The organism is Chryseobacterium sp. POE27, assembly GCF_039727685.1.
Lineage (GTDB): Bacteria > Bacteroidota > Bacteroidia > Flavobacteriales > Weeksellaceae > Chryseobacterium.
On record NZ_CP152475.1, the window covers coordinates 3,295,384 to 3,308,631 of the forward strand.

14 protein-coding genes are annotated in these 13,248 nt (G+C 37.6%); 13 read left to right on the forward strand and 1 reads right to left on the reverse strand.

Annotated features, from left to right (window positions below):
- The first annotated feature begins 5 nt into the window (after positions 1 to 5).
- The 4 genes from AAHI02_RS15705 (at position 6) to AAHI02_RS15720 (ending at position 3,234) form a co-directional block, all read left to right on the forward strand.
- Complete coding sequence (locus AAHI02_RS15705) at positions 6 to 653, forward strand: hypothetical protein (protein WP_346984047.1); 648 nt, start codon at positions 6 to 8, stop codon at positions 651 to 653.
- A complete protein-coding gene (locus AAHI02_RS15710; protein WP_346984048.1) occupies positions 632 to 1,417 on the forward strand; it encodes an ATP-binding protein in 786 nt (261 codons plus the stop codon). The genes AAHI02_RS15705 and AAHI02_RS15710 overlap by 22 nt, the downstream gene beginning before the upstream one ends.
- On the forward strand, positions 1,414 to 2,052 hold the full coding sequence (locus AAHI02_RS15715; protein ID WP_346984049.1) for a response regulator transcription factor: 639 nt from the start codon (positions 1,414 to 1,416) through the stop codon (positions 2,050 to 2,052). The genes AAHI02_RS15710 and AAHI02_RS15715 overlap by 4 nt, the downstream gene beginning before the upstream one ends.
- A 189-nt stretch (positions 2,053 to 2,241) precedes the next feature.
- Positions 2,242 to 3,234, forward strand: a complete 993-nt coding sequence (locus AAHI02_RS15720) for a zinc metalloprotease (RefSeq protein ID WP_346984050.1) — start codon at positions 2,242 to 2,244, stop codon at positions 3,232 to 3,234.
- Positions 3,235 to 3,294: 60 nt separating this feature from the next.
- On the opposite strand, the gene AAHI02_RS15725 is transcribed toward AAHI02_RS15720, so the two are convergent.
- Positions 3,295 to 5,157 (reverse strand): M1 family metallopeptidase, encoded by a 1,863-nt coding sequence (locus AAHI02_RS15725; protein ID WP_346984051.1) that lies wholly within the window; start codon positions 5,155 to 5,157, stop codon positions 3,295 to 3,297.
- A gap of 404 nt (positions 5,158 to 5,561) precedes the next feature.
- Between AAHI02_RS15725 and AAHI02_RS15730 the strand changes: the two genes are divergently transcribed.
- The 9 genes from AAHI02_RS15730 to AAHI02_RS15770 all read left to right on the forward strand — a co-directional run bounded on the left by AAHI02_RS15730 (position 5,562) and on the right by AAHI02_RS15770 (position 12,973).
- Positions 5,562 to 6,878, forward strand: a complete 1,317-nt coding sequence (locus AAHI02_RS15730) for a phenylacetate--CoA ligase (RefSeq protein WP_346984052.1) — start codon at positions 5,562 to 5,564, stop codon at positions 6,876 to 6,878.
- Positions 6,879 to 7,160 carry a hypothetical protein gene (locus AAHI02_RS15735; protein WP_346984053.1) on the forward strand — a complete coding sequence of 94 codons (282 nt, stop codon included), beginning with the start codon at positions 6,879 to 6,881 and terminating at the stop codon, positions 7,158 to 7,160.
- Positions 7,087 to 7,965, forward strand: a complete 879-nt coding sequence (locus AAHI02_RS15740) for a 2Fe-2S iron-sulfur cluster-binding protein (RefSeq protein WP_346984054.1) — start codon at positions 7,087 to 7,089, stop codon at positions 7,963 to 7,965. Before AAHI02_RS15735 ends, AAHI02_RS15740 begins: the two co-directional genes overlap by 74 nt.
- 115 nt (positions 7,966 to 8,080) lie before the next feature.
- Entirely contained in the window at positions 8,081 to 9,019 is a 939-nt protein-coding gene (paaA, locus tag AAHI02_RS15745; RefSeq protein ID WP_346984055.1) for a 1,2-phenylacetyl-CoA epoxidase subunit PaaA, read from the forward strand.
- Positions 9,020 to 9,129: 110 nt separating this feature from the next.
- Positions 9,130 to 9,411 carry a 1,2-phenylacetyl-CoA epoxidase subunit PaaB gene (paaB, locus tag AAHI02_RS15750; protein ID WP_263601573.1) on the forward strand — a complete coding sequence of 94 codons (282 nt, stop codon included), beginning with the start codon at positions 9,130 to 9,132 and terminating at the stop codon, positions 9,409 to 9,411.
- Between the two features lie 102 nt (positions 9,412 to 9,513).
- Entirely contained in the window at positions 9,514 to 10,263 is a 750-nt protein-coding gene (paaC, locus tag AAHI02_RS15755) for a 1,2-phenylacetyl-CoA epoxidase subunit PaaC (protein ID WP_346984056.1), read from the forward strand.
- 79 nt (positions 10,264 to 10,342) lie between these two features.
- Positions 10,343 to 10,807 (forward strand): 1,2-phenylacetyl-CoA epoxidase subunit PaaD, encoded by a 465-nt coding sequence (paaD, locus tag AAHI02_RS15760; RefSeq protein WP_346984057.1) that lies wholly within the window; start codon positions 10,343 to 10,345, stop codon positions 10,805 to 10,807.
- A 125-nt stretch (positions 10,808 to 10,932) separates the two neighbouring features.
- Complete coding sequence (locus AAHI02_RS15765) at positions 10,933 to 11,733, forward strand: enoyl-CoA hydratase-related protein (RefSeq protein ID WP_346984058.1); 801 nt, start codon at positions 10,933 to 10,935, stop codon at positions 11,731 to 11,733.
- 106 nt (positions 11,734 to 11,839) lie between these two features.
- Positions 11,840 to 12,973, forward strand: coding sequence for a 3-hydroxyacyl-CoA dehydrogenase NAD-binding domain-containing protein (locus tag AAHI02_RS15770; RefSeq protein WP_346984059.1), 1,134 nt, complete (start codon positions 11,840 to 11,842; stop codon positions 12,971 to 12,973).
- Positions 12,974 to 13,248: the final 275 nt, after the last annotated feature.

Consider the following 13,248-nt stretch of genomic DNA (forward strand, 5'->3'; position numbering starts at 1 on the left):
GCACAATGAGTGAATTTCAAGAAGTACTACAGCAATCTTTAATCTGGACTGAAGGGCTGGCCGCCATTATTTCTATTATATTTTATAGGAATGCAAAGGATTCTTACTGGAAGTACTTTTCCATTTATTTAATACTCATGTTTTTAAGTGAAGTGTTTGGGAAATGGGGTGGCAATCTGATAGAATATAGCAAGCCAAAATTTTTTAATTATTTTGTTATTCCCATTGAATTTTTATTTCTCTATTGGCTATATGCTTCAAAAACATTTAAAAGGCCTAAATTATTTTATATTTTGTCTGTTCTTTATTTGCTTTCCTTTATTCCCAATGAATATTTTTTTGAAGCTGGAAAAATAATTTTTTCGTTCAATTATACATTTGGCTGCCTTATTCTTATGGTGCTTGTGATAATGGAATATTACAGACAGATTAATTCTTCGGATATTTTACATTTTAATAAAAATAAAATGTTTTACATTAATCTTGGAGTCACCTTATTTTATATCGGAACGTTGCCATTCTGGACATTTTTTAATTTATTAAGCAAATATCCGGAGCTATGGAATATTTATTTTAATTATTTCCTGATTTCAGGAATCACTATGTATGTATTATTTTCAATTTCATTCATATGGGGAAAACAGAACTCCTGATCACAATTATGCTATTCAACATGTTTTTCGCGTTGTTTGTAGCAGCTGTAATGGTTTACATCCGAAAATACAGACAGCGAAAGAAAGAATATCTGAATGAAATTGAGATAAAAAACGAGATCCATCAACGTGAGCTTCTGGCTACCCAGCTGGAAATACAGCAGGTTACCATGCAGCAGATCGGGCGCGAACTTCATGATAACATAGGACAAAAGCTTACCCTTGTCAGCCTTTACACGCAACAGCTTTTATACGAAAATAAAGTTCCTGAAGTGATTGAAAGAATCGAACAGGTTTCGCAGATTATCAATCAGACACTGCACGATCTGAGGAGCCTGTCGAAAACGTTGACCGATGACAACATTAATCAAAAGGAAATTGTAACTTTAATACAGGAAGAGGTAGATAATACCAACGCTTTTCAAAAGTGTCATGTTGATTTTAAGCATAATTTTCAACAGCTGGATTTAGGGTTTGTGCATAAAAATGTTTTATTGAGAATTACTCAGGAATTTATTCAGAACAGTATGAAGCATGCCAATTGCAAGAATATTTTCATTAATCTTAACACTTCGGAAAAAGTACTTTGGGAACTGAATATTAAAGATGACGGTATTGGATTCGATCCTTCAGATGTTAAGTCAAACGGCATCGGTCTTACCAACATGAAAAACAGAGCCGAAATTATCGGAGCCGATTTCAGACTCGAAAGCGGAGAAAATTTAGGAACAACACTCAACATTATTTTAAAAAAACAGCCATGAAAAAAACGATAGTTATTGTAGACGATCATATTCTTATTGCAAAAGCATTGGAAGGAATCATCGGTAACTTTAAAGATTTTGAAGTGATTTATGTTGCTGAAAACGGTAAAGATCTGATTCAGAAACTTGAAAATAACAACAGGATTCCGGATATTATTTTACTCGATATCAGTATGCCGATTATGGACGGATTTGAAACTGTGCTGTGGCTCAGAGAAAACCACCCAAAAATCAAAGTGATGGCATTGAGCATGCAGGGTGATGACAAAAGTGTTATTAAAATGATTAAAAACGGTGCGAAAGGATATTTACTGAAAAATACGCACCCTCAGGAACTGGAAAATGCTTTAATCAAGCTTAATACCGACGGATTTTTCTATCCGGACTGGGCGTCAAAAATTATTTTCTCTACGATGAATAACGATGAATCTGCCGGCAATATCAGGATTTCGGAGCGTGAAAAAGAATTTTTGAAGTACACGGTCACTGAGCTTAGCTATAAAGAAATCGCAGATAAAATGTGCTGCAGTCCGAGAACAGTAGAAAGTTACAGAGATCAGCTTTGCGACAAACTGGATCTCAAAACGCGTGTGGGATTGGCGGTATTTGCGATTAAAAACGGTTTTGCTGTTTAAGTTAGGTTTTAATGAATGTTTAAAATCATTTAATAATATATATTGATAGCGGTTTAAAAGTGTTTTATAATCAGTGTAAATTAAAAAATGTTATTGATTGAATAATAAAAATAAATAACATTTTGGTGAAATACTTGTGTGTGAACTCCAAATTTTATAATTTCATTTTTGTAACAAAATATTCCTTTTATGAAAAAACTACTATTCGGAGTTCTCATGTTGAGCTTCTTGTCCTGTAACAGTGACAACATTAACAACCAAACTGAAGAGTCATCAAACAACACAGAAAATTTAGGAGGATCTGCTTTGAAAAGAGGCTGTCCGTCTGAAGAAATCAGGAAAATCGCCCTTCAGAGTAGCCCTGAACTCAGACAGAGATATTCTGAGCTTGAAACTAAAACTGAAAAATTTGTAAATGATCTTAAGCTCGGTAAAGTACTTTCTGACGGAACTGTTGAAATCCCTGTTGTGGTAAATGTTCTCTACAGAACTTCTTCAGAAAATATTTCTGCTTCCCGTATTGCCGAGCAGATTGCTGTACTGAATGCAGATTACGGAGGTACAAACAGTGATGCTGCCAATATTCCGACAGCATTTCAAAGCTTAAAAGCTGGCGATGTAAAAGTAAGATTCAGACTGGCCAATACGGTAAGAAAATCGACAACCAAAACAAGCTGGAGTACCAATGATGCAATGAAAAAATCTTCAAGCGGAGGTATTGATGCTACAAGCCCTTCCAATTATCTTAATATTTGGGTGGTTGGAAATATGGGACAGATCTTAGGCTATGCCACTTTCCCGGAATCTTCAGGATTATGGAATGACGGTGTCGTAATCGCCGCTTCTTATTTCGGAAAAACCGGCGCCTCAGCTCCGTTTAACAAAGGAAGAACTGCGACACACGAAGTAGGGCATTACCTGAATCTGAGACATATCTGGGGAGATGCCAACTGTGGAAACGACCTTGTTTCAGATACACCTACGCAGACGGGGCCTAATTACGGAACACCGAGTTATCCTTTGTATAATACCTGCGGTGGTGTACAGAGATCCGTTATGTTCATGAATTATATGGATTATGTGGACGATGCGGCGATGTTTATGTTCTCATCCGGGCAAAAAACAAGAATGCAGTCTGTTGTAGCATCTTCAGGTGCAAGATCAGGATTGAGACTATACTAATCTTTTCATTAATTTTTATAAAAAAACCGGCTGTTTCAATCTGAAACAGCCGGTTGTATTTTAAAGCATTTTCTGATTGTCTTCGGGTGTGTAATCCATAAAGATGCCACCGTCGATATTCACAGATTTTACTTTCTTTGTGATGGGAATCGTCAGCATGGTCTGTTTCTGGTCTTTTTCCCATACAGAAGGTGAGAAGTGCAGTTTTTCAACCGTTTCGTCATCATACTTTATTTCTGCATCAAAAGGAATGGCAAAGCCGCCGATATTGCTGATGTTTACGGTAAGAAGATTATTTGCCTGGCTGGCTCCTGCAGCTTTAAGATCAATATAATTATTGGTGTAAAACCAGTTGTTGAAGAACCAGTTGAGGTTTTTCCCAGAACCGGTATTCATCGAATAAAAATAGTCCCACGGAATTGGATGTTTCCCGTTCCAGTTGTTCATATAATGATGAAGTGCTTTTTTAAACAGATCGTCTCCGAGATAATCTTTCAAAGCTAAATAAGATAAAGATGCTTTTACATAAGAGTTGTTGCCATATCCCGCACCACTTACCTGCGTACTCATTGTAATGAGCGGTTGATCCTGTTCTGCAGAAGGATCGTTGATCCATCTTTTTACCCTGAAATTTTTATAAAACTCTTTAGCCTTTGCCTCGCCGTTCTCATCAATTCCGATGAGATATTCCAGCGTAGTTGCCCAGCCTTCATCCATGAAAGCATATCGGGTTTCGTTAATTCCCATATAAAAAGGGAAATAAGTATGTGCAATTTCGTGATCCGCCGTTAACCTTGCATCCTGAAAATCATCAGGAATACTGGTGTCGTTGATCATCATGGGGTATTCCATATCTGCGTATCCCTGAACGGCTGTCATTACATTATAAGGATATTCCACGCCCGGCCAGTTTTTTGAAAACCAATCCAGGTTGTAGCGCATCCATTCTACATAATGTTCAAAATCCTTTGCATCGGCTTTGTAAGCGGCCTGTACGCTGGCTCTTTTTGTTTTTAGCTGAACACTGGATGCATCCCACGCGTAATGATTGCTTAATGCAAAGCAGAAATCCGTAATGTGGCTGGCTTTAAATTTCCAGACATTCCATTTATTCTGCTTGGTAACTTTACCGGATTTCATTTCATGCTCAGTAGCGACATGAATTATCTTGTCGCTTTTTAATGAAGATTTGTATTTTTTTAAATATAAAGGCTGAAGAACTACTTCAGGGTTCAGGAAATCTCCTGTTGCCCAGACTACATAGTTTTTGGGAGCAGTGATGGCAAAGCTGTAATCATTAAAATCATTATAAAATTCCTGCCTGTCGGAATGAGGAAGCATATCCCAGCCATTGTAATCATCATACACAGAAATCCTTGGAAAAGAATAGGCCACATAGAAGGTTTCCGGATCAATCTGTCCCTCTCTTCCGCTTTGTACCGAGAGTGGGTATTCCCATTCTATTTTTATTTCCGCTTTCGTTTTAGATTTTAAAGCTGAATGCAATTTTACCTTTTCAACAGTTCCCCAATTTTCACTGTTGACGTTATATTTTTCACCATTTACCACAAATGATTTGATATGTAATCCGGACGATAGAAAATCTTTGGAAACCATTCCTGATCTCGGAGACTGAGGTTTATGTAAATTATTTACAAATCGGATGGCCAGTTCGTTAAGACTGTTAGGGCTGTTATTGGTATAAAGAATAGTTTCTTTCCCCGAAACCATTTTTGTAGTGGCGTCTACTTTTACGTCTACATTATAAATTCCTTTATTCTGCCAGTAATTTTTCCCTGGAGCGCCCGACAAATCGCGTGTTCCGTTTTCATATGCTTTTTTAATATTTCTGGGCATATAAAGTTCCTGAGCGGAAAGTTGCCATGAACTCAATAGCAACAAACCCCAAACCAATCTTCTCATTTAAGTTTTGTTATCATTTTTAATTTACCATAAAAGTAGCAAAAAAAGACAATAAAATAATGACTGTCAATTATTTATTAACTACAAAATATTTAAACCATTTCTGTTGTCATCTCTTCATCTGATTGCCAAAAAATCATCACAACAGAACGACAAAGATAAACTATTTTGCCCTGACGGAAATATAGAATAAATGGAAAACAACTGTACTTTAGATTCCTTTTTTCTCGTAAATAGGATATTGTTTTTTTTCACTCTGGTAAATGAAACTGCTTAGGAGATTTTCTTAAATGATTCCAATCTTTTTACAATTAAAATAAACGCACATGACGAAAATCATAAAAATTTGTCAGAAACAAAAAATCTTTTTACATTTACACCTAACAAGTGTTAGTTAGTTTAGTATGGATTTTTCAGTGGAATATTTACAATTGAATCAGTTGCGGGCTTTACAGTCTGAGAGATTGGTTAATTTGGTACATTATCTTGGTGAGAAATCGGAGTTTTATGCAGGGAAATTCATGGAGTCTGGGCTCGCACCGGAAGATATACAATCCATTGATGATATTGCTAAACTGCCGATTACTTACAAACAGGATTTGAGAGACAATTATCCGTTCGGATTATTTACCGTTCCGAAAAATGAGCTGCAGAGAATTCACTGCTCCAGCGGAACAACGGGAAAACCAACGGTAGTTGGATATACTAAAGAAGATGTTGAGTTATTCAGCGAAGTAGTGGCGAGATCGTTAAACGCAGCGGGAGCAAAACCAGGAATGCAGTTACACAATGCTTATGGTTATGGGATTTTCACCGGCGGACTGGGACTTCATTACGGAGCCGAGAAATTAGGAATGAGTGTGTTGCCGATTTCAGGAGGAATGACAGCCAGACAGGTGGATTTAATTATAGATTTTAAACCTGAGGTTCTTTGCTGTTCACCTTCTTATGCTTTAACGCTGGCTGATGAATTTGCAAAACGTGGAATTTCCGCAGAGGAAATCAGCTTACAATATGCCGTTTTAGGTTCAGAACCATGGACGGAAATTATCAGGCATCATATTGAAGAAAGATTAGGCGTTCATGCGACCAATATTTATGGTTTAAGTGAAATAATCGGTCCGGGAGTGTCGGTAGAGGATTTTGAAGAAAAAGGAGCTTCTTACATATGGGAAGATCATTTTTATCCTGAAATCTTAGATCCGGTTACGAAACAGCCGGTTCCATTTGGGGAAGAAGGAGTTTTGGTAATCACAACTTTAACGAAAAAGGCAATGCCGCTGTTGCGTTACTGGACGAACGATATTACCAGTCTTTACTATGATGAAAACGGTAAAAGAACTATGGTGAAGATGAAACCCATTCTTGGAAGAGCGGATGATATGCTGATTGTGAGAGGCGTAAATGTTTACCCAAGCCAGATTGAAGAAGCGTTTTCTCATGTGGAGGGAGTTGTTCCTAACTATTATTTAACACTGGTTGAAAAAGAACAAATGTGTGTCGCGCTGGATATTGATGTGGAAGTAGATGATGAATTGGTCAGGGCGCAAAATTTAAGTTTAAATACCGATGATTATGCTATTTTTGTCGGAAATTTCGGAAAAAATATAGAAAACGAAATTAAAAAGCGGGTAGGAATCACAACGAAAGTAAAAATTCATGCCCAGGATAGCCTTCCGAAATGCGAAGGTGGAAAAATTAACAGAATACTTAAAAAATAAATGAATTCATTTTATAAACTAAAAACGGTTAAGGTTCAGAAAGATACAGCGGATGCCGTAAACGTAGCCGTTGAAATTCCTGAGGAGCTGAAGGATAAATTCAGGTTTAAGCAGGGACAGTATCTTAATTTCAGAATGATGATCGACGGAAATGAAGAAAGACGTTCTTATTCTATCTGCAATGCACCCAGCGAAAAAAAGCAATACATTGGAAGTATTGGTAAAATTATTGGAAGGCGGAAAAGTTTCAGGATATTTCAACGAACATCTTCACATGGATGAACTGCTGGAAGTGATGCCCCCGATGGGCGGTTTTAACACGTCTTATCACCCGACCAATGTGAAAACCTATATTGGTTTGGCGGCAGGAAGCGGAATTTCTCCGGTGTTGTCCAATATTAAAGAAAGCCTTTACCAGGAGCCGAATTCAAAGGCTTATCTGTTCTACAGCAACAGAGGCATGAACCATGTTATGAAAAAAGCTGAAATTGATAAACTGGTACAACAATTCAACGGAAGGCTGAAAGTGATCTATATGGTTAGCCGCGAAAAGCATGAAGATCAATTATTTGAAGGAAGAATCTGTCCGGATAAGCTGGAGCAGCTGTTTGAAAGACATCCTGAAATTGACGTTAAAGAATCTACCTATTTCATTTGCGGTCCTGCTGAAATGATCAAAAGCGTTGCGGATTATCTTAAAAAAGATAAAAAAGTACCGGCCATTCAGGTTTTATTTGAATATTTCACTGCTCCGGATGAAGAAAATACGGAAGAAATGAGTGATGAATTCAAAGCTATTGCCAATATTGAAAGTATGGTAACGGTAATTATTGATGATGATGAATATTCGTTCCACCTCAACTCAAAAAAAGAGAGTATCTTAGATAAAGCATTGAAAGACAATCTTCCTGTGCCTTTTGCGTGTAAAGGAGGAGTGTGCTGTACGTGTAAAGCGGAAGTTTTGGAAGGAGAAGTTTTCATGGAGAAAAACTACGCGCTTACCGAAGAAGAAGTAGCCAGAGGTTACGTTCTTACCTGCCAGTGTCACCCGACAACGAATGTGGTGATGTTGAATTATGATGTTTAATTCAATTTGAAAAATGAGTAAATGTGCCAATTTGAAAATGCCATTATTGTGTTTTAATTTTCAAATTGCCTAATTTTCAAATTTTCAAATTAATACATTCTCAAATTAAAAGATTATGGATTTAGAAAAATTTGTACAATACGTACACGATGAAAATAAAGTAGAGCCAAAGGATGTAATGCCTGACGATTACAGGAAATTGTTGGTTCGCCAGATCTCCCAGCACGCACATTCTGAAATCGTTGGAATGCTGCCGGAAGCCAACTGGATTTCCAGAGCGCCTTCATTGAGAAGAAAAATGGCACTTTTGGCGAAAGTTCAGGATGAAGCTGGTCATGGTTTATACCTTTATTCTGCAACAGAAACTTTAGGTGACGGAACGGTAAGAGCCGACAGAGATGCTACTTATGATGATATGCTTTCAGGAAAGGCAAAATATTCCAGCATATTCAATTATCCGACGTTGAGTTGGGCAGATATCGGCGCAATCGGCTGGCTGGTAGACGGTGCTGCAATTATGAATCAGGTCATGCTGATGGGAAATTCTTACGGTCCTTATTCAAGAGCGATGGTGAAAATCTGTAAAGAAGAATCTTTCCACCAAAGACAGGGTTATGAGATTTTAATGGCCCTTTGCCGTGGAACCAAACAACAGAAAGAAATGGCTCAGGCTTCGTTAAACCGTTTCTGGTGGCCGGCTTTAATGATGTTCGGACCGAATGACGACAGCTCACCCAACTCTAAAATATCTATGAATTACAGAGTGAAAAGAGAAAGCAACGACAGTCTTCGTCAGAGATTCATCGATGTTACGGTTGCTCAGGCAGAGTTTTTAGGATTAACCATTCCTGATAAAGATCTGAAATGGAATGAAGAAAGACAGCATTATGATTTCGGAGAGCTTCCTTGGGATGAATTCATGGAAATCTTAAAAGGTAACGGACCTTGCAACAAGAAGCGTATTGAAACAAAAAGAAAAGCTCAAAGAGAAAATTCTTGGGTAAAAGAAGCCGCAGCAGCTTTTGCAGAAAAACAGGAAAAAATTTCAATATAACAATATACCAATGTAAAAATGTAACAATCCTATTGTTATTCTAAGCGAAGCGAAGAAATCTCATTATTGTTAAACTGTTACATTGATACATTGTTAAATTAATTTTAATTATGGCAAATTTAGATATGTGGGAAGTGTTTATTCAGACTAAACCGGGATTATCTCACAAACACGTTGGAGTGGTACAGGCACCAACAGCTGAAATGGCTTTGCAGAATGCAAGGGACGTTTACACAAGGAGAAAAGAAGGGACTTCAGTTTGGGTGGTTCCAAGTAAATATATTGTCACTTCAGAAGGGATTGATAAAGAAGCTTTCTTCGATCCGGCTGATGACAAGTTGTACCGTCACCCGACGTTCTACGAAATTCCGAATGATGTAAAAAATATGTAATAAAGACTTTGGAGATAATGGACGAATAGATAATAGACCCTGAAATTTGTAAATCTATTTTCTATTAGTCTATCATCTATCCGTCTTCAAATTGATTAAACAATGAACCCATTATACAATTATCTATTAAAACTGGCAGACGACAGCTTCATCATGGGACAACGTTTGTCTGAGTGGTGCGGTGAAGGTCCTTATCTTGAGGAAGATATTGCGCTAACGAATATCGCACTGGATGAACTTGGACAGGCCAACAACTTTTATGTGTACGCTTCAAGGCTTATTGATGACGGGAAAAGCGAAGATGATCTTGCCTTTTTAAGATATGAACATGAATACGTAAATGCGCACTGGACTGAACTTCCCAACGAAGATTATGCACAGACAATTTTGAAAGTGTATGTTTTCGCAGTATATCAAAAGCTGATGTATGAAGCATTATCAAATTCTGCGAATGAAGAACTTTCTGCCATTGCTCAAAAGTCTTTGAAAGAAGTAAGATATCATTATACGCACGCAGCTTCCTGGATGAAAATTTTTGCTCAGGGAACGGAAGAAAGCAAAACTCGTCTGGTAAAAGCGATCGAAAATATCTGGGAATATACAAAAGGTTTATTCGCGAAAACAGAAGGCGAAGATGATTTGTTAGCATTAAATATTGCACCCAATACCGACGCCCTTTACGAAGAATTTTTAGCGATCACCCAAAAAGATTTTGCAGATTTCGGCTTAGAATATCCGGCAAATCCTTTCATGCAGCCAAAATCCAGAACAGGTTATCACACAGAATATTTTGGATATATCCTTTGTGAATTGCAGTATATGCAGCGAGCATATCCGGGGTGTACGTGGTAAATAAAATGTACCAAATATATCAATGTAGCAGTCTGGCAATGATTGGTATATTGATAGACTGTTAAATTGTTAGATTAAATTGAGAGATCCTTTAGACATATTAGAACTCGTTCCCGATCCGGAAATTCCTGTGATCAATATTGTGGAATTAGGCATTGTAAGAGAGGCGAAAGTTACTGGTGAGAATTCTTGCGAAGTAACGATCACGCCTACTTATTCGGCCTGTCCCGCCATGTTTACCATTGAGGAAGACATCATCAAGATCATGAAACAAAACGGGTGGGAGACAAAAGTCGTCACCAAAATGTTTCCGATCTGGACAACAGACTGGCTGACCGATGAAGCAAGGGAAAAACTTCGCGTTTACGGAATCACGCCTCCTGAAAAAGGAGCAGATGAACATCATATCGGCAAACCGAAAAAATGTCCGCGATGTGGTTCTATGAATTCAAAACAGATCAGCAGGTTCGGATCTACTTTATGTAAAGCTTCGTATCAATGTTTAGATTGCTTAGAACCTTTTGATTATTTTAAATGCCATTAAATTAGTATAACAATGTATCAATGTAATAGTTTACCAATGAAATTGCAGTGAATAATAATTGTTAAATTGTTATACTGCTACATTGTTACATATATTTTATATTTGTTAAATAAAAAAATAATACTATGTACACACAACTCGATATTGAGAGCCACTTTGAAGGAAAATTAAAAATCGCTTATCTCAATCAGCCTGACACCATGAATGCGCTTACAAAGCCATCATTATCAGATCTGAAGGATTTTGTTAAAGAATGTAATGAAGACCCGACTGTACGATGTGTTGCGATCTCCGGTAGAGGGAGAGCTTTCTGTTCAGGTCAAAATCTCGATGATGCCTTCGTAAACGGTAAAGAGCATCACGATCATGATATCATCAGGAAAATTGTAACCGATTATTACAATCCATTGGTACTGGAAATTACCCGTTGCCGAAAACCAGTCGTTGCATTGGTAAACGGTCCTGCAGTAGGAGCCGGAGCCATGCTGGCGTTGATCAGTGATTTTGTTTTAGCTAATGATAAAGCCTATTTTGCGCAGGCTTTCTCCAATATCGGACTAATTCCTGATACGGGAGGAACGTATTTTTTACCTAGATTATTGGGTCGTCAAATGGCCAATTATCTTGCCTTTACCGGCAAAAAGCTATCCGCAGAAGAATCAAAAGCCTATGGATTGGTTGCAGAAGTTTTCCCTGAAGAGGGATTCAACTCAAAATCAATGGAAATTCTCGAAAAGATGGCCAATATGCCGACTGCAGCAATTAAATTAACCAAAAAAGCATTCGCTAATTCTTACGACAATACACTGAAAGAACAGCTGGAATTGGAGGCCGACCTGCAACAGGAAGCCGCAGCCACCGAAGATTTCATTGAAGGCGTAAATGCATTTTTACAAAAAAGAAAACCTGATTATAAAGGGAAATAAGAATTAATATAACGATGTACCAATGTAGCAGTTTACCAATGAGATGCTCCGACAATCTCAGCATGACAGTGATTGTTACATTGTTACATTGATACACTGTTACATTATGACGAATATAGGAATCATCGGTGCCGGAACTATGGGAATAGGCATCGCGCAGGTGGCCGCCACGAACGGCTGTAAAGTTTGGGTCTATGATGCCAATCCGAAGCAGATGGAAACGGCGACCGTCGGTCTTGAAAAAACACTGACCAAACTGGTGGATAAGCAAAAAATTTCAGCCGAGACAATGACTGAAATTTTAACCAATATCTCTATCGCTACAGAATTAAAGGATTTCAAAGATTGTGAACTCATTATTGAAGCCATCGTTGAAAATAAAGAAATCAAAACCAAAGTATTTACAGAACTGGAAAACCACGTTTCCGAATCGTGTATCATTGGTTCCAATACATCTTCCATTTCTATCACTTCTCTCGGTGCCGAATTGAAAAAACCTGAGCGGTTTATCGGGATTCATTTCTTCAACCCGGCTCCCCTGATGCCTTTAGTAGAAGTAATTCCTTCTCTGCTTACGGATAAATCTTTACCCGAGAAAATCTATAACTTGATGAAAGAATGGGGTAAAACTCCTGTCATCGCTAAAGATATTCCGGGATTCATCGTGAATAGAATTGCGCGTCCTTATTACGGGGAAGCATTGAGAATTGTTGAAGAAAATATTGCCACTCCTGATCAGGTGGATGATGCCATGAAAACTTTAGGAAACTTTAAAATGGGACCTTTTGAATTAATGGATCTTATCGGCGTTGATGTGAATTTTTCCGTGACTACAACGGTGTATAAAGAATATTTTTACGATCCGAAATATAAGCCGTCTTTATTGCAGCAAAGGATGTCGGAAGCCAAACTTCACGGCAGAAAGACAGGAAAAGGCTTTTACGATTATTCTGAAGGGGCAGAAAAGCCTGTTCCTCAGAAAGATGAAGTATTATACGATGATATTTTTCACAGAATTCTTTCTATGCTTATTAATGAAGCTGTTGAAGCAAAAAGATTAGGCATCGCCAGTGATGAAGATCTTGAATTAGCCATGCAGAAAGGTGTAAATTATCCAAAAGGGCTTTTACAGTGGGGTAAGGAAATTGGCTACGATTTAGTTTCTGAAGTCCTTGAAAATCTTTATGATGAATATCAGGAAGACAGATACAGACAAAGCCCATTGTTGCGTAGAATGTAACAGATTGTCAATCAATCTCATAATAGGCAAGCCTGTAGTGATTCTGTCTAACTATAAAAGCATGTCTTTTTTAAATTGTTGCTTATAAATATGATTAAAAAGAAGTTGGTCTCATCTTTTACGGTAGCGCTTTTCTCAACAATTTTTGTAGGAGGCATATTTTACTTAACTGATACTCGTTTTAGAACGACTGATGGCGATAAAATGTTTACTTGGGGATTCGTAATCATCTATTTTTCAGCGATGTTTATAAGTAATTTTTTTATGGATAGACT

Coding starts and splice junctions, on each gene's coding strand:
- AAHI02_RS15705 (WP_346984047.1), top strand. CDS start 6: ATGAGTGAATTTCAAGAAGTACTACAGCAATCTTTAATCTGGACTGAA.
- AAHI02_RS15710 (WP_346984048.1), top strand. CDS start 632: ATGGGGAAAACAGAACTCCTGATCACAATTATGCTATTCAACATGTTT.
- AAHI02_RS15715 (WP_346984049.1), top strand. CDS start 1,414: ATGAAAAAAACGATAGTTATTGTAGACGATCATATTCTTATTGCAAAA.
- AAHI02_RS15720 (WP_346984050.1), top strand. CDS start 2,242: ATGAAAAAACTACTATTCGGAGTTCTCATGTTGAGCTTCTTGTCCTGT.
- AAHI02_RS15725 (WP_346984051.1), bottom strand. CDS start 5,157: ATGAGAAGATTGGTTTGGGGTTTGTTGCTATTGAGTTCATGGCAACTT.
- AAHI02_RS15730 (WP_346984052.1), top strand. CDS start 5,562: ATGGATTTTTCAGTGGAATATTTACAATTGAATCAGTTGCGGGCTTTA.
- AAHI02_RS15735 (WP_346984053.1), top strand. CDS start 6,879: ATGAATTCATTTTATAAACTAAAAACGGTTAAGGTTCAGAAAGATACA.
- paaA (WP_346984055.1), top strand. CDS start 8,081: ATGGATTTAGAAAAATTTGTACAATACGTACACGATGAAAATAAAGTA.
- paaB (WP_263601573.1), top strand. CDS start 9,130: ATGGCAAATTTAGATATGTGGGAAGTGTTTATTCAGACTAAACCGGGA.
- paaC (WP_346984056.1), top strand. CDS start 9,514: ATGAACCCATTATACAATTATCTATTAAAACTGGCAGACGACAGCTTC.
- AAHI02_RS15765 (WP_346984058.1), top strand. CDS start 10,933: ATGTACACACAACTCGATATTGAGAGCCACTTTGAAGGAAAATTAAAA.
- AAHI02_RS15770 (WP_346984059.1), top strand. CDS start 11,840: ATGACGAATATAGGAATCATCGGTGCCGGAACTATGGGAATAGGCATC.